This is a genomic window from Thalassobacterium sedimentorum (assembly GCF_031127905.1).
GTDB lineage: Bacteria > Verrucomicrobiota > Verrucomicrobiia > Opitutales > Coraliomargaritaceae > Thalassobacterium > Thalassobacterium sedimentorum.
On the sequence record NZ_JARXIC010000026.1, the window covers coordinates 30,368 to 51,579 of the forward strand.

Consider the following 21,212-nt stretch of genomic DNA (forward strand, 5'->3'; position numbering starts at 1 on the left):
TGATTTCTAAAATGCCAGATTCTCTACATAGGGATCCCTTTCATCGCCTACCAGTTCTTCCACATAATCGACACGTGTGGGGCCAGGGGTGCTGGTGTCGCCGGTATAGTTGGCGAGTGCTTGGTCGTAGCGAAAGGATCCGCTGCCTGTCAGTGTGATATTCTTGCAAACGATGGAGCCGTAGAGGTCGGAGTCTCCCGTGATTTTTACTTCTGCATTGGGTGCATAGATGAGTCCACTGAATTGGCCATTGTTAAGAAAGTTGATGCTCTGTGTGTCAGTTCCGGTGCCCCAGATTTGTAGTTGTTTAGGGGCCACTTCGCTGAAAATGCCGGCTCCGGTTACTTCCATGTTTCCCGCGATATAGATTTTGAGTGTGGCGTCTGAGGCCATTTCTATGGCGCCGCCTTGAATGACTTTCAGTGTGGTCTCATTTTCGTTCGGTAAATTGATCGTGACGTCGCCTTCTATTCGTAGAGTGGCTCCTGCCTTGATTTCGAGTTCGTTCATATTGAGCACCGTGGCGATGCCTTGTTGCCCGATCGTTTCCTCGTCAATATACTTATTATCATTCCATGATGTTGCTGGGTCATCATAGGAATAGGGCAGCTTATATTCGGACCACAGGTGAGTGAGTTCGAGTGTGGGGGCGGTGATTGTTTCGAAATCTGCGGTAAAACTAGTCGATAGTGCGCCTGTTTGGGTGGAGACTAACCATCCGTTTTTCTTCCAGAGTTCTTCTGTGTCAGATGGATCCCATTCGTTTATATCCTTGGGGCCGACTTGTCCACCCCAGCTGACATAAAGGCCAGAGTAATCTGAGCCACCAATTGCGGCTGTTCCGTAAACATCGGAGCTGCCCAGTGTGATGGAACCATCGCTGGTGCCAGTGGTGGCAATAGCAACTTTATCAGTGGCTACTGAGTTGCTATAGGGAATGAAGCTGGTGCTGGAGTCATTATCGGGATCCGAGTTCCAACTGTCGAAGACGACACCTCCGCTGGCTTTGATAAAATCCTTGGTTAGCATGCCATAAGCAAATAGCCCCTGAGATGTCGAGGCAGATACACGGGCATACATGTAGCGGGTAATCGGAGGGCTGGAAGGAAGCACTACGGTGGCCTTGGCGACGACTTCCGGAGCGTCGCTGGCGTAGTTGTAGATATAAATGTTGGTCGCGCCTGTGATATTGCCGATGAAGATATGGTCACTGAGTTGAATCTGGGCGTCGCTGCCTTGAATGGTCCAGTCAGCCCAACTGTAGTTGGGGTTCTCGTTGGAGCTCATTATGGCATTGACTGCATATTCGACTCCAGACTCAGCCAGATTCATGGTGGCCATGTTATAAAATGCGCGATTCGAGCTTTTATAGGTTTGGCTGCAGAGTTGTAGGTAACTGGGGACCGCGATCACTCCCAGAATTGTTGTAAAAATGAGGGCGATAATAAGGGCGCTACCTGTGGTGTGCTGGCTTCCCGTGAAATGAGTGACGTGAGTGCGCATATTTTATGGGATTGGAGTGGCCTTGTTACGTAATACGTAGCGAGCGGAAACAATGGGGGCGCTGCTCTGAATGCCCGTTGCGATGCGTGTGCTAGAGGTCCCAATGACTTGCATCATTTTAGTGTTCTCGTTTGCTTGAGTTAAACTCTGTGCGATTTGAATACGGCTGCCGCTTATGGTGTAGGCGGCAAATTGTAAATCGTTTATGTTGGATGCCACTTCATCGGAGCCCTGATCGGGAGAGTTACGAGTGACTTTTCTAAGCTGCGAATTGTAGGTATAAGTGATGTAGATACCTTTTTTTAGTAGTCGGAATTCGTTTTCACTCAGCCAGACGATGTCTTCAGCTTCCCGAATGTCGCGGGAGAAATATTGGAGGAAAGTTCCAGCCTCCCGGTCAAACTCAGAATAATTGGAGGCCAGTAGGGTCGCTTTGGCGAAGAATACGTAGAAGGTGAGGACCGCAGCGGAGAGAATAATTGAGAGACTTAGAGATACGAGGAGTTCAACTAGAGTGAAACCTCTGGTGCAGCGCATGTGCGCTTTGCTTATAAGTAGGTGGTGATTGTGGAGGAACATCTGTAATTAAATTGGCTTCTATGGTCGCACGCCGTAGAAATAATCGTGCATGCCATTCTTGGCATACAGAAACTCGATACTCAGGTAGTGCATCTTTTTATTGATTCCTTCCCATTCGGCTTGAAGCAGGACACTCTTGAGGTCTGTTTTGCCAGTGACATCATCGATGACTCTGGTGAAGGTGAAGCGCTCCGGGCGGATTTCATCGCTTCCGAGGGTGTCGGAGGGCGTCAAGGTTTTGGTTCGTGATAAACTTCCGATATGGCTCCAGTTCATTAATCGGAGGCTTTCTGCCTCGTCTTGCAGCACTTGGGTTGCGTAGGTGGTGGCGCGTGAGTTGTCATGTAACAGCATTCCACTGCGTAGGCAGACAGTGGCCGATGTTAGTCCGATACCGAGCACCATGATGGCAATGACGATCTCAACTATCGTGTAGCCGTGACTGTGCCTTCCTTCCGGACTTGCGATTGTTTGCTGTGTCTTCACTTCGATGTGTTAGCTAAATCGCTTTATTTGATTTAGCCATTGTCAGTGGCCTCTCGCCCGCTTATCTCTGGGCGGTTGGCCTTATTCCCTCGCTGTTATTTATCCTAGATTTAACTGAAGATTTAGGTAATTGCAAGATTTAGGCGACAATATAGGGGTATCGAACTCTAGCTCTGAGCGTTCAGCCCAAGGTGAAAGCGAGCCGTCGGAGTCGGTGCGTTGCGAAGGGGCTTGGAGAGATGTGATTGCCCAGGTACTTGTAAGCGCCGGGATCGCTCTAGCTATCGCAGTGTTTTAGCTGGCTGTAGATCTGTCGCAATGCGATGAAGTCCTGGTCGCGTGATCCGCTCAGGATGGTATGGTCGTAAAGTGGGCTCTGTTTCATTTCCTCGACTGCGACTTGCAGGCGGCGCTGGACTTCATCTTCGGCGTCTGTGCCGCGTCCGCGCAGGCGGGTTTCCAGTTCTTCGATGGTGGGTGGCATGATGAAGATGCTGACGACCTTGCCTTTGAGTAGAGGGTCATTCAGGGCTGTCTGCTTCATTTGTGCGGCGCCTTGGACATCGATGTTAAGCAATAAGTCGGTACCAGCGGCTAATTTGCCCTGAACTTCTTGTTTTAGAGTGCCGTATAGGTTGCTGTGTACGTGTGCATATTCGTAGAATGCGCCTGCTTTGATTTTGTTTTTAAAGGTTTCGTGGTCGAAGAAGTAGTAGTCGACTTTGTCTATTTCATTGCCGCGGGGGGGGCGTGTGGTGGAAGTGACCACGCGTTGGATGCCGGGGATTTCGGATAGCATGCGATCACATACAGTTGTTTTTCCACTGCCGGCGGGGCCGGATACGATTATGAGGTGTCCAGAGTTCACAAGAGGAAGTGGGAGGAATTAATAGGTGAAGGCGACTCCGAGTAGTAACAGGCCGTAGGCGGCAAAGAGGCTGCCAAAAACACGTGGGCGTAATTCTTTGCGATAAAGCCAATCGAAGAAGTCGCGCAGTTTATAAGGGTTTGCCCCTAGAACCAAGGCGGTGATGATGGCTAGGTAGGTGAAGCTCACTAAAAATAGACGCGTGATCGGCAGTTGCATATAAGCGGCGTCTAGTAGTGCACCTGCTGTGAGGAGTATTAGCGCAGCCAGCCCTCTTACGGCCAGAAAGTCCGGTACGTAGATGAAGGAGCCGAGGGTAACGACTAGGAAAATGCCGAAGAGTAGGTTTTTGTACTGCCCGAAATCAGCGGGCCCGAGTTGTGTGATTTTGTATAGAAACCAGATGGCCGCAGATCCGAGTAAGATATATGCCGCAACGCGTGAGCGTGGGAAGGCTTTCGTGCTTTTGGCGGAATTCATGCCGTGCCACAGAAAGTGGGCGCCGAAGGCGATTAGGAAAATACTGGTGAAGAGTGTGGCTTGAAAAAGTGTCATGATTTGTGGTGGCGGATGGGTAATGGGTAATGACTAATGCTGCTGGTGGAAGGAAAAAAAGAGAATCGACGTTTGTCAGTTTGAAGAATTCACGGCAAATCTGTGCTGATGAACTTGCTTTTGGATAACGTGTGGCGGCCAATTGATTTGGTCGTTTTTGACTGCGATGGTGTGCTTTTGGAGACGATGGCGGCTAAAATTGAGGCTTTTCAGCGGTGGGTGCCAACGGCGCATACGGCGCGTGGGGCGGAGTTTATGCAGGTGGTCATGGCTGGTTTTGGTAAGGCTCGTGCCCACCATATTCGCAGTTTTTATGAGGACATTTTGAACCAGGTGGTTTCGCAGGAATTTTTAGACGCGGAGGTTGAGCGTTTTACAGCGATTTGTGAGCCACTTTGTGCGGGTGCGGACTGGCGGGTGGGGGCGCGCGAGTTTGTGCTGGCCTGTCGGGATGCGAGCCTGCCTCGTTTTGTGCTTTCAGGTACGCCTCAAGCTCCCTTGGAAGCGATGTTGGTCTCTACTGGTGCGATTGATTATTTTGATGTGGTGATTGGTTCGCCTCCGGCGAAGTCAGAGAGTCTGCGACGTATCTTAAGTGAAACCGAGGTCTTACCAGATCGCTGTGTGTTTATAGGTGATGCGGAAGCGGATCGAGCTGCTGCTGCGTCTGTAGATGTACATTTTGTGTATTTTCCCTCAGAGGCGGACCGACCAGAAGGCCCCATTGCTACGGAGGTCAGCGATTTGCGGCAGCTCTTGCCTGTTGCTGAGGGGTGATCGGGTTATTCGCTATGCAGAATCGCATTCAGTGAAGTATTTTGTATAAGTTTAACTTTATTTCATTGACCATTTTGATTAGTGTGGCTTATTTATGGGTCAGTTGATATTACTCATGAACAGCAAAATAAATACTCTATCGTCCCTAAGTTTACTGGCTATGGGCTGCGCACTTAATGCACAGGGCGGCTACGTTCTGTTTAGCGATTCTAATGTAGATCTTGATCCGGAGTATCGGGTGGTGCGTCCGATTTCCGCACCCTATTTTCATGAAGACTCATTTGTTACCAGCGATGTGAGGGCATGGTATGTCTCTCACGAGTTTGATTCGGATACTGGGGCGGTGCTGAATAATGGATCAGCTACGGTTATGGCCCTGCAGCTGCGACTTGCATTAACGGAGAGTTTGCAATTTGTAGCTTACAAAGACGGCTATACCGAGTTTGATGATGCGGGGGCGCTGGAGGATAATTCGGGCTGGAATGATGTGGGTGCCGGGATTAAGTGGGCTTTTGTCCAAGACTGGGAAAATCAATTTCATATGGCACTTGGACTCGGATATGAATTTAGTCTGGGAGAAAGTGATGTTTTGCAGGACAGTGATGAGTTTCGTCTTTGGCTGTCGGCTAACAAGGGCTTCGATCGGCTGCATTTTGGAGCGACGGCAAATTTGATTTTATCTGAGGACGATTCAGATAGTCTACTTGGGAATTCCGATATGGTGACCTTGCATTTGCATGCCGATTATTATATGACTGATTGGTTGAGTCCAGTGATTGAGGTGAATGGTTATTTGGCGCAGGATGAAGCGCCGGCATCACTGAGTGTGCTGAATTTTTCGGGTGTGGACGCTGGCAGTCTGCCTGGGGGGCAGGAGAATGATAGCTACACTATCGCTGTAGGTGCTGAGTTGCGCTTGATTCAGGATCTCGGACTTCGAATTGCATATGAGACGGAGTTGAATGATCGTGATAGCTTGTTCGGTGAGCGTTGGACGTTCTCGGCGGTTTATGAGTTTTAGTTAGTTGATTGTGTTATTCGTGAGAAGGGCGCCTCCAGCGATGGGGCGCCCTTTTTTTACGAGGGATAAGCTACCGCTTTCAAGTTTCACTTGATCTAATGCAGATGGTACCCATATATATAAGCTATACTGTGCGTTGCGGGATTGAGCTGGCTTAGTATATGGAGATGGATTGGCCGGGACGACCCCACCTGACTAGTCTATCGGATCACATCAAGGTATGAATTTTGACTATATAATCGGGGGCTTCTTAGGTGTCATTGTTGGCATTTTGCTTACTTACATAGCGACCAAGCGCCATTTTGTTCGATTGGAAGAAGCGTTACGTAGTCGTTTCGATGTGGAAGCACGAGAGGCACGGCTTGCTCAAAAAGAAGAGCAATCGGAGTTGGAGTTGAATTATAGGAACAAAGAGTTGGATTTGACGCGGGCAATCGCCACTCGTGAGGATGAGTTGAAAATTCGTGCGCGTGAGCTTGAGCGCGAGGGGGAGCGACAGTCTGAGCAGCAGGCGCAGGTCGATTTGAAATTTAAAGAATTGGCACGGGAGCAGCGTTTGCTGGGGGATGCTGAGCACGAGGCCGAGAAGATTCGTCGCCTTTATCGCCTTAAATTGCATCAAATCACGCAAATGGAGCGTGACGAAGCACGTCAGTTATTAATGAAAAGCACTGAGCGTGAGTGTGAGCAAGAGATACGTGAGTTACGGCAGAGTCTGTTGGGGCGTGCGGAGGCCGATGTTGCGAGCGAGGCACGGCGTATTTTGTTGGCCGCGATGCAGCGCATCACCAGTCAACCGATGAATGATGCGACGGCTACAGTTGTTAATTTACCCAGTGAGGAGATGAAGGGCCGTATTATTGGTCGCGAGGGGCGTAATATTCGCACATTTGAGCACGCTACTGGCACGACTTTGATGATCGATGAGACGCCGGATTCTGTTTTGATTTCCTGCTTTGATCCTGTGCGACGTGAGATTGCGCGTATCGCGCTGGAGGCACTTTTACGAGATGGTCGTATTCATCCTTCTAGCATTGAAGATGAGGTCGTTCGTGCTGAGGAAGAGATGCGTGCGAATGTCATCGATTTAGGAGAGGGAGCTTTGCGCAAACTTCGGTTACATGATGTGCACCCTGAAGTTGTGGCATTATTAGGTAAGCTGCACTATCGCCTTTCCAATAATCAGAATACCCTGGCGCATTCCGTGGAAGTGGCCAATCTATGTGCGCTGATTGCCTCTGAAATCGGCTTGGACCCAATGATCGCTAAGCGAGCAGGTTTGTTTCACGATATTGGTAAGGCGGTCGATGAAGACTATGAGGGCAGCCATGCCACAGTCGGTGCTGAGATCATTAAGCAGTATGGGGAAGATGCGCGTGTGGTGAATGCTGCTGCTGCGCATCATCAGGAGGTGTCGGCGGAGAGTGCGTATGCGGGATTGGTGATGGTGGCTGATTCGCTGTCAGCGGTGCGGCCAGGTGCTCGAGCCTCGTCCATTGACGGGTTTATTCAGCGGGTGCGCAGTATTGAGGATATCGCTGCTGCTCAGGCGGGGGTGAGTGAGGCATATGCGGTGCAAGCTGGCCGTGAGGTACGGGTGATTGTTGAGCCGGAAATCGTGAATGACGAAGAGGCGCGTCAACTGGCCCGTACGATTCGTCAGCGTATTGAAGAACAATTAAATTATCCCGGAACGGTTGAAATTACTGTGATTCGTGAACAAAGGTTTTCTGAAACTGCTGTATGAGAAACTTTTTAACCTCTTTTTATGTACTGTGTGTCTGGGCCTGGGCTCCGCTGCTGGCTGCGCCTTCATTGGTAATTTTGGATACAGGTGAGCAATTGATTGGAGAGGTGCTCCCGCAATCAACATCGGAAACTGTGGTGCTGCGCTCTGAAATCCTGGGCGAGGTGCAGATGCTGCGATCACGTATTGTATCTATTGAAGCAAAGCAGGCTGTCACCGAAACACCGGCTGTCGTCGTGCAGCGTAAAGCGTCGTCGGACATCAGGACCAGATCCGAGGGGAAGCCGTCTGTTAAGCCGTCTGAACTGAAGGCTGAGAAGCCGGCCGAGCCGAAGGCCGAGGTGCTGGTGGCGACTGAGACTCGCGTCGAACCTTTGGTGCCTGAGGCAGTTTTGGACGGAGTGCGTCCAGTCGTTGAGAAATTTCAAGCACTCAAAGCGCCTGATGATTGGTCTGGGAGTATACGCTTGGGGGTCAATGTGAGCCAGGGAGATACCAAATGGGCAGAATCATATGCGAATGGGAAGCTGGAAATTGACCCTAAGCAGAGTCCAAATTATTATCGTATTTCAGGTTCGTATACGTTTCGTGAAACCGAACGCTCGGACGGTTCGCAGTATCGTTCGACTGACAAATACGATGCGGAGTTTACCTATCGACGCACTTTTTGGAACGACTGGTTTGTTCAGAATGCACTAGGCTATCGTGCGGATCAAATCAAGGGGATCGACCGTGAGGCTCAGGAGACAGTGGGAGTGGGCTACCACTATAAGCCATCGGATACTTTTAATATTCTTCTCGGCGGCGGTGGAGGCATCGAAGAGTTCGATGCAGATTACGAGGATACCCGGGCGGGATTGAATCCTTTGGCAAATATTTTTCAAGAAGCGACTTGGAAACCCTTTAAACGCACCTCATTTGTACAGAAATTTAATTATTATTGGAATCCGGAGAACTCCGAGCAGTTCAATTATGTATTTACTGCTGCGATTCGGGTGCGCATGACGGATCTGCTGGGGCTGGAGTTCTCTTATAATAAGAGTTTCGATAATGATGTGGGGACTGGCAGCGCGCAGGATGATGTGCAATGGCGCAATGCACTAGTCGTTTATTTTTAGCTGCCTCTGCGTGCAATAGCACAGTGGAAACTAAGTTTCGGAGTCGGTGGGCATTTCCCAGATTTTCCACGGAGGGCGCTTTGACGCGAATCGGGATTACATCAAAATAGTTTCCAGTTCTGGGGCGTCAGGAGATTGTTCTATGCGTGTATTATTGTTGAACGGGTAGCGGTATTCGTCGCCACTGAAGTTGCGCATCACGATGGCTTCATTGGTAATCTCTTTGATGTAGTCGGGATTGATCGGGATCTTGCCGCCGCCTCCTGGTGCGTCGATGACAAACTGCGGGATGGAGTAGCCTGTTGTGTGTCCTCTGAGACTGCGGATGATTTCGATGCCTTTGCGTGGGTCGGCGCGGAGATGTGCGCTGCCTGTGATTAGGTCGCACTGATAAAGGTAGTAGGGGCGCACCCGCATCATCAGTAGCCGATGAATGAGTGACTTCATGACCTCGGCATCGTCGTTTACATTACGCAGTAGCACGGATTGATTGCCGATAGGCACGCCCGCATAGGTTAATTGTTCGCAGGCATTACGCAGGGTATGAGTGCACTCGTTTGGATGGTTGACATGTATGCTCATCCAGATCGGGCCATGCTTTTTGAAAATCTCGCACAGTTCTGGAGTGATGCGCTGTGGCAAAAATACCGGAATGCGTGAACCGATACGGATGAACTCGACATGCGGGATTTTACGCAACTCGCCCAGTAGGTGGTCCAGCTTGCGGTCGGACAGTAGCAGCGGATCACCGCCACTGAGCAGGACGTCGCGAATTTCGGGGTGCGAGCGGATGTATTCGAGGCCGCTTTCGAACTCTGGGTGGAAGTTATAGTCCTGCGCATTCGAGACCAGTCGGCTGCGCGTGCAGTAGCGGCAATAAGAGGCGCAGCGGTCCGTCACCAAGAAGAGCACGCGGTCGGGATAGCGGTGCACGATGCCATCGACTGGCTTAGTATTTTCTTCACCCACAGGATCCAGCATTTCCTCCGGGGCAGTGTGCATTTCGCCTGCGCGGGGGATGACTTGCCGCCGCACCGGGCAGTTCGGATCGTTGCGATCTATCAAGTTGAAGAAATAAGGGGTGATCGCCAGTGCCAGTTTGTCTTTGGCAAAGAGGCAGCCTGCCCGCTCGTCGGCGGTCAGTTTCATGTGTTTTTCCAGATGCTCCAGCTTGGTGAGGCGGTTTTTAAGCTGCCATTTCCAGCTATTCCAGTCCTCGGAGGGCACATCCGCCCAGAGGCCTTGGCCTTGATGCCAGTTTTCGAGTGAGTCGTTTGGATACATTTTTAAGCAGATCGGGCTAGAAGTTAAGAAAAGCGATTCTTCGGTTGTTGACGAGTTGATGTATCTACATACTTAAATATGTCAATGGCATCAGTGAAAACAAATGTGGAGATCGATGTGCTTGCGAAGCAGCTGTGGGCGCTGGGGGACCCTGTGCGGTTGCAGATCTTACGCATTTTGCCGACTGAGCCCACCTGTGATAATGCCTGCAATGTCTCAACTATTGCAGAGCGGATTGGGCTGTCGCAACCAGCCACGTCACATCATTTACGCATACTCCGCCAGGCAGGGATTATTACCAATGAGAAAAAATGCCGCGATATGATTTACTGGATCGATTTAGAGGCCGCAGCGTTGGTGCGCACTCAGTTGGGGGAGGTGCTGAGCTAATTTTTCGACTTAAAAAAGTGGAAACTCGTGGCATCCGTTTTAGCTTTTGAATTGCATGGCGCTGGATTCTCGTTTGGCTGCTGCGCTAACATGGCTAAAACGACTCGCACAGGACTTATCGCATTTGAAGACGGAACCGTATTCCGTGGCCGCGCTTTTGGCGCTGTGGCTACCAACGTAGGCGAGGCCTGCTTCAATACTAGTATGACGGGCTATCAGGAGATTTTGACCGATCCGTCGTATTTTTCTCAAATTGTCACGATGACCGCGGTGCAGATTGGTAACTATGGAATCTGTCCGGACGATGTCGAGTCGGACGGTCCCAAGGTCAAGGGATTCATCGTGCGTGAGGTCAGTCCCGTTGCCAGCAACTGGCGAAGCAATATTTCAATCCAGGACTATCTGGCAGAAGCGGGTATTCCGGGCATCGAAGGGGTGGATACGCGGGCGATTACTAAGAAGTTGCGTGTCTCCGGTGCTTTGAAAGCCTGTATCACCACAGAGGATATTTCCGAGGAAGAGGCGGTTAAACGTGCGCAGGAATTTGGTGGCTTGATCGGGGTGGATTTCGTTAAGGAAGTGACTGCCAAGGAGGCTTATCACTGGGACCCGGAGATGAAGCAATCGACCCCCTTTACAGTGGTCGGCACCGATTTGAAGCTGAATGAGGACAAAAGCGCGAAGCCTCGCTTTAAGGTGGCGGCTATGGACTTTGGTGCGAAGTATTCGATATACCGCAAGCTGCAGCACCATGGTTTCGATGTGCATGTCTTTCCCGCCACCGCCTCAGCGGAGGAGATTAAGTCCTGCAAGCCGGATTGCGTATTCTTGTCCAATGGTCCCGGAGATCCGGGAGCGGTGGAGTATGCACACGCTACGGTTAAGGAATTGATTGAGGATTACCCGACTTTTGGAATTTGCCTGGGGCATCAGATCATTACGCACGCTCTTGGAGCGAAAACTTTTAAGCTCAAGTTTGGTCATCGTGGTGGCAATCAGCCAGTTAAGAATTTGGAGACCGGAAAGGTTTCGATCACGGCGCAGAACCACGGTTTTGCTTCCACTCGGGAAGAGTTGGAAAAGACTGGTGCGATCGTGACAGAGATCAATCTCAACGACGACACTGTCGAAGGACTGCGCTTGAAGGATAAGCCCGTCTTTTCCGTGCAGTACCACCCCGAGGCAGCACCTGGCCCGAACGACGCCGACGCGCTCTTTGTAGATTTCTACAACATGGTTGCGAAGCACCACGGGTAGGTTTTAATGAGACGGATCACGCGCGGGCAGCTATGCCCCCGCGCCTCCTTAGTTGCCTTGGCTATTAGGCAACTAAGATTCCTAGGCTCAAGGTTGCGCGATGGCTTCGACTTGGGTTGAAGCTGTTGCTGTCTTTGGCTTATTCAGAGCTTTGATCCAGTCGGCCATGATGCGTGCACTTTCGCGGAGATAGATGTCGTAGCTCGTCGCTTCATCGTCTTCCTCTTCGTTTTCTGCTGTATCGCTGCCCTCGATGGTTGCGATCGCGTCGCTGACCTCTGTGTCGACGACACCTTCGCTTAATTCTTCGGCAATTTCATGAATGGGTTGCGCAAGTGTTTGTTTCGAGAGTGCATCCTGTTCCTCAGTTATTTTGAGTAGGAACTCTTCTATTTCGTAGTCGTTTTCGCTTAGGGTTTCGTAGATTTCATCGAGTTCATCAATATAGCCTTTTTCGCGAATTTTGCGTTCGATACGTTGATGGAGGTTGATTGAAATCGCTTTTTCTTCGTAGCGCTGACGACGCCATTCGATTTGTTTGTTGAGGAACTGAAATTCTTCAAGAGATTCTTGGCGTGTTTGGCTGGCAGCTATCAGGCGTTGTACCAATTTAGGATCTTCGGGGCTGTCGACATCCAACTTCGTCCAATTATTGATCCAGTCCACGGGGTTCACTTCATCCCAAGGGAGTGCGTGGGGCAGGTCATCTTCACCAATCGGCAAGAACTCGTTTACTGAGGGGAGCACAATGTCCGAGGGTACACCTTTTACCTGTGTGGAACTGCCATCAGGCAGGAAGAATTGCTTGATAGTGATTTTTGAGGCGACGGGGCGTGCCGTTGGTTCGATACTCTTTAGGAAAGAGAAGGGCATCCGACTGTTCATGTGGTAAACTTCTTGCACCGTGCCTTTGCCATGTGTGGAGCTGTTACCTACGATGAGCGCGCGGTCATTGTCTTGTAGGGCACCTGCCACGATTTCGGAAGCTGAGGCGCTGAAGCGGGAGGTGAGCACGATCAGTGGGCCGTCCCAGAGCATGTTGGGGTCGCGATCGGAGAGCACGTCGGTGCGTCCCGAGCTGTCGCGTACTTGTACCACTGGGCCTACTGGAATGAAGAGCCCGGTCAACCTCACTGCTTCACTGAGGAGGCCGCCGCCGTTCATACGAAGGTCGAGAATGAGACCTTCTGCACCAGCGTCGCGTAGCTTGTTAATCAATTCTGAAACGTCGTCGGTAGTGGTGGTGAGTGTACCGCCGGCACCGATGTTGCCGTAAAAGGAGGGCAGTTCTATCACGCCGACAGCGATTGTCTGTTCGTCATTGACTGGCACGCTGATTAGTTTGCCAGTTGCCAAGTTGGCAGTGAGTTTGACTTCGTCGCGTACGATTGGCACAATCTTGCGGACAGAGGGATCGGCTGCGTCTCCAGGGCGGATCAGGAGCCGAACTGTAGTGCCTTTCTCGCCTTTAATTTTACGCACGATGTAGCGCAGTTGCATGTCGACTACATCTTCAAATTCTTCGTCTCCTTGCGCGACGCCCAGAATTTGATCTTCGGCTTCCAGCAGGCGTGAGCGCTCTGCTGGACCACCGGGCAGGATTTCTTTAATGGTGCAAATGCCATCGTCGTCTTCGAGCATTGCACCGATGCCGACGAAGGAGTTCTGCACTGCGGAGTTGAAGCTCTCGAGAGTGTCGGATGAGAGGAAGGTGGAGTGTGGATCGAAGAGCTGTGTCATTGCATTGATAAACGACTCTTGTACTTCTGCGGCTTCTCGTGCGATGGTGTGGCTGAGGTTGCGTTCGTAGCGGCGGTGGATTTTTTCACGCGCGGCGTCGAGTGTTTCAGCATAGAATTCGCGATCTTCCAGCAGGCGTAAGAGCTTGGAGGGGTCAAACTCCTCCTCATCTTCATTGGGATCGACGACATCAGGATTGTCGGCGGAGAGTGAGGCACTATTGCTGTCTTTATCTTCTGCGGCCAGGGAGAGCATTTCATTTAGTAGCTCGTATTTGAGGCGTCGTAGCCAGAGTGCCTCAGCTTCTTCGGGGGTCGCTGGCCATTCGGCTTCGCGGCGGTCGGGGGTGAAGCTCTCCTCGATGCTAAAGTCGAAATCTTGTTCTAGTCGTTCAAATGCCCATTGGGTACGAGTTTCGGCTTTTTGTTTAAAGTTTTCGTAGATGTCGAAGGCTGCGTAAAGATTACCTTTTTTTAAGGATTCCTCCATCGCGTCGCCAAAGCGGAATATAAAGTCGTCCACTTCGGGGCGCAGGAAGTACATGCGGCTATAATCAAAGGATTCAATATAGGCTTCGACCATTTCGGCACCGTCGAGTTGCTCCATTGTGCCGCGCAGGTAGTGACGTGCGTTGATGGTATTGACGACCCAGCGCGTTTGTGAGGCCATCTCTTTGCTGGGCTCAAGCTTTGCGTAGGTCGAGAGTGCGAAGGCCAGCACGGCCGTGGCCGCGAGTGCGAATCGAAAGATGCGTTTATTCATACGTGATTTGGTAGTATCGTCAGACATGCGCTTAGTTTAGCGGCTTAAAAGATCTTTGGCGCGGTCGAGAGTGTGTTTCTCATGCTCGGTGAGTGAGCCGAATCCAGAAGCATTGATTTTGTCTAGGATGCGATCCACTTCGCTTTGGAGTTGGTCGCGGTTGCTACGGTTGACCTTGTAGCTGATGTGGGCTTCGGTCTTTTTCCGGCGTTTGAACCAGGCGGGCTGTTCGACAGTGGGGCGCGCATGGCTCGCAGAGAAGAATGCGGTGCTGCGATTATGGACGTAGCGGTAGTAAAGGATTCCAGCAAGAAGCCCACCTAGGTGGGCGGAGTGGGCTACGTTGGAGTTCCCGGGGAGCTCGTAAAGTAGGATGCCTCCGGCTGAGATGGCCAGACTCCCCCAGAATACCCACTTGGGTTTGACGGTAACGGGTATAATGAAGAAGATTAGTAGAGTGATGGGGCGCTCCGGGTTGAGCAGGCAGAACAGGGCCAAGATCGCCATGACGGATGCCGAAGCACCAACGACAGGACCGCTGCCGTTGAAGTGAAAGAGTAGGTAGGTCAACCCACCCAGGAGGGTACCTGCTAAATAGAGACTTAGAAAGCGTTCGCGCCCGATGGTCGGTTCGATCAGGCGACCGATGAAAAAGAGCCCGAGCATGTTGCCTAAAATATGAAAGAAACCCGCGGTGCTGTGGAGGAAGCCGTAGCTCAGTAAGGTCCAGACCTTCAGTTGCTGAAAGTTGTGGCCACTCAGTGCGAACCATTGTGACATGAATGAATTTTCGCGTCCAAAAGGTCCAGGCAAGAAGACGTTTAAAACCTGCTGCAGTACGAACACGGCTACCGAGATGACAATGAGTGTTGTCACCATTGACGTCTTCTGAGGAGCGGCCTCCGAAGGGGATTGGCGCATGTACGGGCGGTCGTAAAGCATGTTGGAAATATTAAAAAATGTCCGGCGCGATCTTGCCCGGAATCAAAGAAGACCTGTACTATTATGAGCAGTTCCTTCGGGGGCAAGGATTGAGATGAGTTCTTACCAATGCGTTGCCGTGACGTGGCCAGACTATGGCCGGCCCAGAGGGCCGGAATTATTTTTTGCTGCGATAGCTGCCGGGTTGCTTGCTTTTTGTACGACGTTTGATGAATACGGGCAAAAACTTGGCTTCTATGTGACTAAAGGCGGCCGCCAGCCCCGCTGTTTCATAGACGACTCCGATTTCGGCCTCCATCGCAGTGGGCTCGCCCAGGGAGGATAGAAACTGGTTCGACGTCATTTGAATGAAGACATTCGCACGCTCTTTGGCTGATATGTCGCTTTGCTTTAAGATCCATTCACGAGCGAACAATGCCAGCACTGCATCGCCGATCCAAGCTTTGCTGCGTTTCTGCTCTTCGATCAAGGTCTTTAGATTTTATCGATAATCTTGTCAGCTAGGCCGTAGGCGATCGCTTCGTCGGCTGTCATATAAAAGTCACGATCCGTGTCTTTTTCAATTTTCTTAAGTGGTTGTCCGGAGGATTCAGCTAAGATGGCATTCAGCTCATCGCGCAGGCGTTCCATTTCTTGAGCTTGGATGTGGATGTCTACAGCTACGGCAATCATCTGGCCAGAGATGAGTGGCTGGTGGATGAGCACACGTGAGTGTGGATACAGGTAGCGATTGCCCTTATCGGCACCGCAGAGGAGAATCGAGCCCATGCTCGCGGCCATACCGGTGACGACCACTTTGATCGGAGAGCTGATCAACTTCATGGTATCGTAAACAGCCATGCCTGCGGTGATGGAACCGCCGGGGGTGTTGATGTAGAAAGTAATCTCTTCGCCGGGTGCCTCCATTTCAAGATAGAGCAGCTTCTCCGTAACATCGCGTGCGGACTTGTCGGAGACTTCACCCCATAGGAAGACCTTACGCTCCTTGAGGAAAGTTTCTTGGATCTTGATAGATTTTTCTTCGGTGTCTTTCGACTTATTTTTTTCGGCCATGGTAAATGTTGATTGGTTTTGTCGTCGGGGCATCATGTGTGAAGCCCGCCAGTTTTGAATTGTGATAGATAAGGAGAGCACAGCTAGGCGTTCTTTCAAGCTGCGAATGGAATCATTTATGCTTCAATCTTATCGATGCGGCGTTGATGGCGACCGCCTTCAAATGTGGCGTCCAGCCAGATGCCGACGATTTTGAGCGCCAAGTCTTCGGGCACGGGCCGCGCACCGATGGCGATACAGTTGGCATTATTGTGCTCTTTGGTCATTTGGGCTGACCATTCATCCCAGCAGAGACCACAACGCACGCCTTTGACCTTGTTGGCGACGATTGCTTCGCCATTGCCAGAGCCGCCGAGCACGATGCCACAGTCGGCCTTGCCGGAAGCGACCGCCTCGGCGGCAGGGCGGATAAAGTCCGGGTAATCGCAGGACTCGTCGCTGTCACAGCCGCAGTCGATGACGGTATAGCCGCGCGCTTTGAGCAAAGTGATTATGGGTGCTTTAAGCGGGAAGCCGGCGTGATCGGTGCCGATGGAAACTGTAAGGGTTTTTTCTGTCATTTCTGTCATCAATGCCAAAGTGGAGATGAAAGTGAAGGTGAAAGTGTCCAGCTGCTTAAAATGTGTAGCTTATTGCTTGGGCTGGAAACCAGACAGCTAGGTAGGCCGGTCTCGCACCCTTCAATCTCTGCCTCGCGTGAGAGGGCCAATTTTAGAACGGGTGCGATTTTGCTCTGATTTAGAAAATCATACCGTACATCGGGTGCGGTCGCAGTGCGGGTTCGGTCATGTTTGATTCGTTACTCACGCAAGCGTGCATGTCCGCGTATAAATTCAAAGAGGATGCAGGCGATGCCGATGAGTGTCATGCCGATGATGGCCACGTTCGCGGGGGTGGAGTGGCTGAGAATGTAGTAGCCGAGGAAGGGGGCCAGTGTGCCGCGTAATCCAGTGAGCGCCATGTGGATGCTCATGTAGGAAGAGGCCTTGGCCTCGGACGCGATCTTTGTGACCCATAGGCTCCAGAAAATTTTGCCCCCACCCAGCGAGAGCCCTTGGAAGGCCATTGCGAGGCTGAGCACGTAGATGTTTGTCGTGAAAAAGAACAGTGCGATACTCAGTAGGAAGGAGAGGTTGAGCAGATTGCGCGTCGTCACAAAGTGCATCCGGTCGAAGAGGTGCCCCCACATCTTCGTACTCAGTATGCGCGTTACTGCGGGGATGACTAGCATCAGTAATGCGATATGGGTATTGCTGGCATTGACGCCATAGCTGGGATTGGCGAGGTAGTCAATGCGCACGGGTAAGGTGAGCAGGTTGCCCAGTCCTAGCAGCATCCAAGTGCCGAGGATGTAACCGAAAAAGCGATCTTTCCAGATCAGGCTGAAGCTTTGCCAGGGATTGCCCACGTTTTCGCGTGAGAGCGGACTGCTGGGGATTTTGAGGCACACGCGAGCGCAGGCAACTGCTGCGAGTAGCATGCAGACAAAAATCCAGTGGTAAGCCTCAATTTTTTGGTCCAGTAGCCGTCCGCCGACGAGTGCGAAGCCGATGGAGCTCAGTGCGGTGAGCATGAAGGGCCAGGTCATGCGGCTGCCGCGTTCGGAGCGGGTGTAGTTTTCTGTGTAGATTTGCAGCATCAGCGGCCCTTGCTGGACTGCGGCGACTTGGCTGAGGACGACGAAGAGGGTGAAGAACAGGAGTGTCTGTACTAGACTGGCACCGGCGAGTAGTGCTGCGGCTGTGCCAAAGACGATTGCGCACGCGCGACTCGGAGTGGCGCGTAAGCTGGCTGCGATGTACAGCGTGAGCGGAGTGAGTAAGAAGCCGATCGGCCCGGATCCGGCGATGAAAGCTTTATGTGTCTCGCTGGCATCGAAGTAACGGATGGCGATGACGAGCGCGAAAGTCGTCCACCCCGCTTCCAGGATGCCCATTAGCGGAGCGCGCAGCAGATCGTTGCGATAGGTGGCGCGAGCGAACTTCGAACGTTGAACGTCCAACGTCGAATCTTGAATCATATTTCGGTTTTAGTTCTGAGCCGTATTCACAAGTAAATGTCGATGTGCGGCGTTCACTACTTGCTCCACTCCAGCATGCGCTTGATGGGGGCGTAGGCTTTGAGGCGGATATCTTCCGGCATTTCGATTTGAGGCGACATGTCGCGTAGGCAGTCGCGTAGCTTCTCGATGGTGTTCATCTTCATGAAGCGGCAATCGTTGCAGGCACAGGTGTCGGTCGGGCCAGCGATGAAAGTTTTCTCGGGGATCTCGCGCTGTAGGCGGTGGATCATTCCAGTCTCGGTGACGACGATGATTTGCTCGGCATCGCAGTCACGGCAGAAGCCGATCATTTTTTCGGTGCTGCAAACTTCGTCCGCATTATCGCGTACGGTTTCGACGCATTCCGGGTGTGCGACCACCAGTGCGTCGGGAAATTTTAATTTCAGGCGTTCGATGGCTTGTTGCGTGAATAGCACGTGCGCATAGCAGGAGCCCGGCCAGAGTTGCATCTCGCGGCCAGTCTGTTTGCTGACCCACTGGCCGAGGTTTTGGTCGGGTACGAAGAGAATGTCGCGGTCCGCGGGGACCTTTTCGACGATTTTCATGGCGTTGCCACTGGTGCAAATCACATCAGAGAGTGCTTTCACGCCTGCAGAGCAGTTGATGTAGGCGACCACGTAAACATTGGGGTTGGCTGCCTTGTAGGCGGCCAGCTTTTCAGCCGGGCAGGAGTCGGAGAGCGAGCAGCCGGCCTCCATCTCCGGGAGTAGCACTGGCTTGTTGGGGTTGACGATCTTGGCTGTTTCCGCCATGAAGTGCACCCCGCAGAATACGATACAATCTGTGTCGGCCTCTTCGGCTTTGTAGGCGAGACCGAGTGAGTCGCCCACATAATCAGCGACGCGCTGAATGGCATCAACTTGGTAGTTATGCGCGAGGATGAGTGCGTTGCGCTCCTTTTTGAGCGCAAGGACTTCTTCTTGGATCGCAGTGAGCGGGGCTTCATTCCCGAGCTTGGGATTGAAGACCATAGGTTCGTAGTTGAGTGTCGCGGTGGCCATGGCTGTTTGATATAGGGGCAAGAAGCTCGGATGCATTGGCTGCGAAGTCAAGCTGCCGATGGCTTACGACGGGAATCCAGAGGCATGATCTCGCTCCTATATTTTTTTCCCAAGGTGTATTCAGCAGTGCATTACGTTAAAAAAGGCAGAAAAATAATTGGATGCTCGACAGCGCTCGAAATGTGCACTTAGTTGTAATTTTTTTGTAAGTAGTGGCGTAGTAGTATTTGCTAGGGGCGACTGGCTGGTCCAGTTGTCCCTAGCTACCTTTTCTTTTTGGAGCGCAGTTTAGCTTATTTGATTCGGTCAATTAAGAAGCGCGGGCGTCGTTTCGTTTCCATGTAAATTTTACTGACGTATTCGCCCAGCACACCGATACTGAGCAGCTGAATCCCGCCGATGAAATAGATGGGGATTACCGAGGAGGCCCAACCTGGAACTGCCTCTGGGTTCAGTAAACGCGTGAATAGTGCCCAAATCACCATCACTACGCTGATCCCGGATACAGTGAGCCCGAGCATGGCAATGATGCGTAGTGGGATGGCTGAGAAGCTGGTGATTCCTTGGATCGCCAAGGATAGCATTTTATGAATCGGATATTTTGATTCGCCGGCGAAGCGCTCGTCGCGTGCATACTCCACTTCAGATGAGCGAAAGCCCAGAGTTGGGATGACTCCACGAATAAAGAGATTCACTTCGTCATATTTTTTAAGAGCCTCTAAGGCAGTGCGGCTGAGCAGGCGGTAGTCGCCATGGTTAAAGACCAGTTCAACGCCCATCATTGCAAGTAGTTTGTAGTAGCCCTCGGCGGTGGCACGTTTGAAGAAACTGTCAGTAGTGCGTTCTTTGCGCACCCCATACACCACATCGTCGCCTTGGCGATAGGCATCGACCATGTCCTCGATGACGCGGATGTCGTCTTGCAAGTCTGCATCGATGCTAATGATCGCATCTCCATCGACGGTGTGTAAGCCTGCTAGTAGGGCGTGTTGATGGCCGCGGTTACGGGAGAGTTTGAGGCCTCGGAAGAGTGCATCTGCGTCGGCTTGTTGTACGATCAGTTGCCAGGTGCGGTCCCGGCTGCCGTCATCCACAAACACGACCGCGCTGTCGGGGGCTATTTTGCCTTTTTCGCAGAGTTGAGTCATTAACTCGGAGAGGCGTTTGATTGTCTCAGGTAAGACCTCTTCCTCATTGTAGCAAGGAATGACTAGGCTGAGCTTGGGCTGTTCACGGTTGAGCTGCTCAAAGTTTTGGTTGGCTGCAGTATCGACAGCGAAGGTGTAATTGGGTTCTTGGGACATCTTGAGCTTATTGACCTCGTAGTTTGACTACAATCGCTTCTTTTATTTTCGCGATTTTAGTTGCGATTGAAACTGGTAAGAGGCGGACGATTGATTTGCGAAATTGATAGAGCGCGGGCGATAAATCCTTGAGTGCTTGGTCGTCAGGGATGATGCAATCTTGTAGGGTTTGTGGTAGTTCGGTCACTCGATTACGTGCGACATAGAGGAAGGGGTTGTAGCGGTACCACGCTTCAATGTCCTGGTTGTCTATAATTTTCGGACGTAGGTAGTCGATGGCCACATAATCGTGCGACGCGAAGAGCTTGCGCCAAAAGTCGTAATCCTGTTCGTTTACGTGGCTATCGCCTCCCTGGCCACGAGCGGCCGCGGAGAATAGTATAAAGTCACTGTGTTTGACCAGCGATGCTATAAAGTCGGCTGAGGATTGAGTTGGGAGGTGCTCGCCGACTTCAAGACTCTGGACCAAGTCAAAACGTCGCTCCAGATTGAAGGGCTTGGATAGATCGATAGGTGTGAATTCACTTGGTTCGACTAGTAGTTCTTCGCGCACGACGTAGTCGCCGTCGATACCGAGTACTGTATGGGCTCCTAGTTTTTTCCATACAGTTAGCCATCCGCCCTGTCCGCAACCTGCATCCAAAATGGATTTGGGTTGAAGCGGTTCATTTAGGATCGGCAGTAGAGCTTCGGCAGATTTGAGCGCACCTGAGTTTACATAGTCGAAGAATGCGGAGTCGTAGTTGGCCATAGGTTGTGTGTC

21 protein-coding genes are annotated in these 21,212 nt (G+C 51.6%); 6 read left to right on the forward strand and 15 right to left on the reverse strand.

Translation table 11 applies throughout. From position 1 onward, the window contains the following. Positions 1-6: 6 nt before the first annotated feature. From QEH59_RS14000 to QEH59_RS14020, 5 genes are all read right to left on the reverse strand, one after another. Positions 7-1,503 carry a DUF7305 domain-containing protein gene (locus QEH59_RS14000; RefSeq protein WP_308985999.1) on the reverse strand — a complete coding sequence of 499 codons (1,497 nt, stop codon included), beginning with the start codon at positions 1,501-1,503 and terminating at the stop codon, positions 7-9. A gap of 3 nt (positions 1,504-1,506) precedes the next feature. Continuing rightward, positions 1,507-2,040: a prepilin-type N-terminal cleavage/methylation domain-containing protein gene (locus QEH59_RS14005; RefSeq protein ID WP_308986000.1), complete on the reverse strand. Its 534-nt coding sequence runs from the start codon at positions 2,038-2,040 to the stop codon at positions 1,507-1,509. A 60-nt stretch (positions 2,041-2,100) separates the two neighbouring features. Further along, positions 2,101-2,568: a type IV pilus modification PilV family protein gene (locus QEH59_RS14010; protein WP_308986001.1), complete on the reverse strand. Its 468-nt coding sequence runs from the start codon at positions 2,566-2,568 to the stop codon at positions 2,101-2,103. Between the two features lie 277 nt (positions 2,569-2,845). Continuing rightward, a complete protein-coding gene (gmk, locus tag QEH59_RS14015) occupies positions 2,846-3,436 on the reverse strand; it encodes a guanylate kinase (RefSeq protein ID WP_308986002.1) in 591 nt (196 codons plus the stop codon). A gap of 18 nt (positions 3,437-3,454) precedes the next feature. After that, the gene (locus QEH59_RS14020) at positions 3,455-3,991 is read right to left on the reverse strand and encodes a hypothetical protein (RefSeq protein ID WP_308986003.1); all 537 of its coding nucleotides are present in this window, start codon (positions 3,989-3,991) and stop codon (positions 3,455-3,457) included. Positions 3,992-4,099: 108 nt separating this feature from the next. Between QEH59_RS14020 and QEH59_RS14025 the strand changes: the two genes are divergently transcribed. From QEH59_RS14025 to QEH59_RS14040, 4 genes are all read left to right on the forward strand, one after another. After that, on the forward strand, positions 4,100-4,768 hold the full coding sequence (locus QEH59_RS14025; protein ID WP_308986004.1) for an HAD family hydrolase: 669 nt from the start codon (positions 4,100-4,102) through the stop codon (positions 4,766-4,768). Positions 4,769-4,883: 115 nt separating this feature from the next. Beyond that, on the forward strand, positions 4,884-5,789 hold the full coding sequence (locus tag QEH59_RS14030; protein ID WP_308986005.1) for a hypothetical protein: 906 nt from the start codon (positions 4,884-4,886) through the stop codon (positions 5,787-5,789). 220 nt (positions 5,790-6,009) lie between these two features. Continuing rightward, positions 6,010-7,536, forward strand: coding sequence for a ribonuclease Y (gene rny, locus QEH59_RS14035; RefSeq protein ID WP_308986006.1), 1,527 nt, complete (start codon positions 6,010-6,012; stop codon positions 7,534-7,536). Continuing rightward, entirely contained in the window at positions 7,533-8,654 is a 1,122-nt protein-coding gene (locus QEH59_RS14040) for a DUF481 domain-containing protein (RefSeq protein ID WP_308986007.1), read from the forward strand. The genes rny and QEH59_RS14040 overlap by 4 nt, the downstream gene beginning before the upstream one ends. Before the next feature lie 96 nt (positions 8,655-8,750). On the opposite strand, the gene QEH59_RS14045 is transcribed toward QEH59_RS14040, so the two are convergent. After that, the gene (locus QEH59_RS14045) at positions 8,751-9,938 is read right to left on the reverse strand and encodes a KamA family radical SAM protein (protein ID WP_308986008.1); all 1,188 of its coding nucleotides are present in this window, start codon (positions 9,936-9,938) and stop codon (positions 8,751-8,753) included. Positions 9,939-10,016: 78 nt separating this feature from the next. Here QEH59_RS14045 and QEH59_RS14050 point away from each other — a divergent pair, with 78 nt between their 5' ends. Further along, positions 10,017-10,328, forward strand: a complete 312-nt coding sequence (locus QEH59_RS14050; RefSeq protein ID WP_308986009.1) for an ArsR/SmtB family transcription factor — start codon at positions 10,017-10,019, stop codon at positions 10,326-10,328. A 90-nt stretch (positions 10,329-10,418) separates the two neighbouring features. After that, complete coding sequence (gene carA / locus QEH59_RS14055) at positions 10,419-11,585, forward strand: glutamine-hydrolyzing carbamoyl-phosphate synthase small subunit (protein WP_308986010.1); 1,167 nt, start codon at positions 10,419-10,421, stop codon at positions 11,583-11,585. 87 nt (positions 11,586-11,672) lie between these two features. Here carA and QEH59_RS14060 read toward each other — a convergent pair whose 3' ends face one another. The 9 genes from QEH59_RS14060 to QEH59_RS14100 all read right to left on the reverse strand — a co-directional run bounded on the left by QEH59_RS14060 (position 11,673) and on the right by QEH59_RS14100 (position 21,200). Further along, entirely contained in the window at positions 11,673-14,114 is a 2,442-nt protein-coding gene (locus QEH59_RS14060; RefSeq protein ID WP_308986011.1) for a carboxy terminal-processing peptidase, read from the reverse strand. Between the two features lie 9 nt (positions 14,115-14,123). Next, positions 14,124-15,008, reverse strand: coding sequence for a rhomboid family intramembrane serine protease (locus QEH59_RS14065; protein ID WP_308986012.1), 885 nt, complete (start codon positions 15,006-15,008; stop codon positions 14,124-14,126). Between the two features lie 178 nt (positions 15,009-15,186). Further along, positions 15,187-15,498, reverse strand: coding sequence for a ribonuclease III domain-containing protein (locus QEH59_RS14070; protein WP_308986013.1), 312 nt, complete (start codon positions 15,496-15,498; stop codon positions 15,187-15,189). Positions 15,499-15,503: 5 nt separating this feature from the next. Continuing rightward, positions 15,504-16,115 carry a ClpP family protease gene (locus QEH59_RS14075; RefSeq protein ID WP_345785348.1) on the reverse strand — a complete coding sequence of 204 codons (612 nt, stop codon included), beginning with the start codon at positions 16,113-16,115 and terminating at the stop codon, positions 15,504-15,506. 83 nt (positions 16,116-16,198) lie between these two features. Next, complete coding sequence (gene rpiB, locus QEH59_RS14080; RefSeq protein ID WP_308986015.1) at positions 16,199-16,642, reverse strand: ribose 5-phosphate isomerase B; 444 nt, start codon at positions 16,640-16,642, stop codon at positions 16,199-16,201. 239 nt (positions 16,643-16,881) lie between these two features. Then, positions 16,882-18,102, reverse strand: coding sequence for an MFS transporter (locus tag QEH59_RS14085; protein WP_308986016.1), 1,221 nt, complete (start codon positions 18,100-18,102; stop codon positions 16,882-16,884). A gap of 56 nt (positions 18,103-18,158) precedes the next feature. Beyond that, positions 18,159-19,145 carry a quinolinate synthase NadA gene (nadA, locus tag QEH59_RS14090; protein WP_308986017.1) on the reverse strand — a complete coding sequence of 329 codons (987 nt, stop codon included), beginning with the start codon at positions 19,143-19,145 and terminating at the stop codon, positions 18,159-18,161. A gap of 293 nt (positions 19,146-19,438) precedes the next feature. Then, entirely contained in the window at positions 19,439-20,449 is a 1,011-nt protein-coding gene (locus QEH59_RS14095) for a glycosyltransferase family 2 protein (RefSeq protein WP_308986018.1), read from the reverse strand. A 7-nt stretch (positions 20,450-20,456) separates the two neighbouring features. Then, complete coding sequence (locus QEH59_RS14100) at positions 20,457-21,200, reverse strand: class I SAM-dependent methyltransferase (RefSeq protein ID WP_308986019.1); 744 nt, start codon at positions 21,198-21,200, stop codon at positions 20,457-20,459. Between the last annotated feature and the right edge of the window lie 12 nt (positions 21,201-21,212).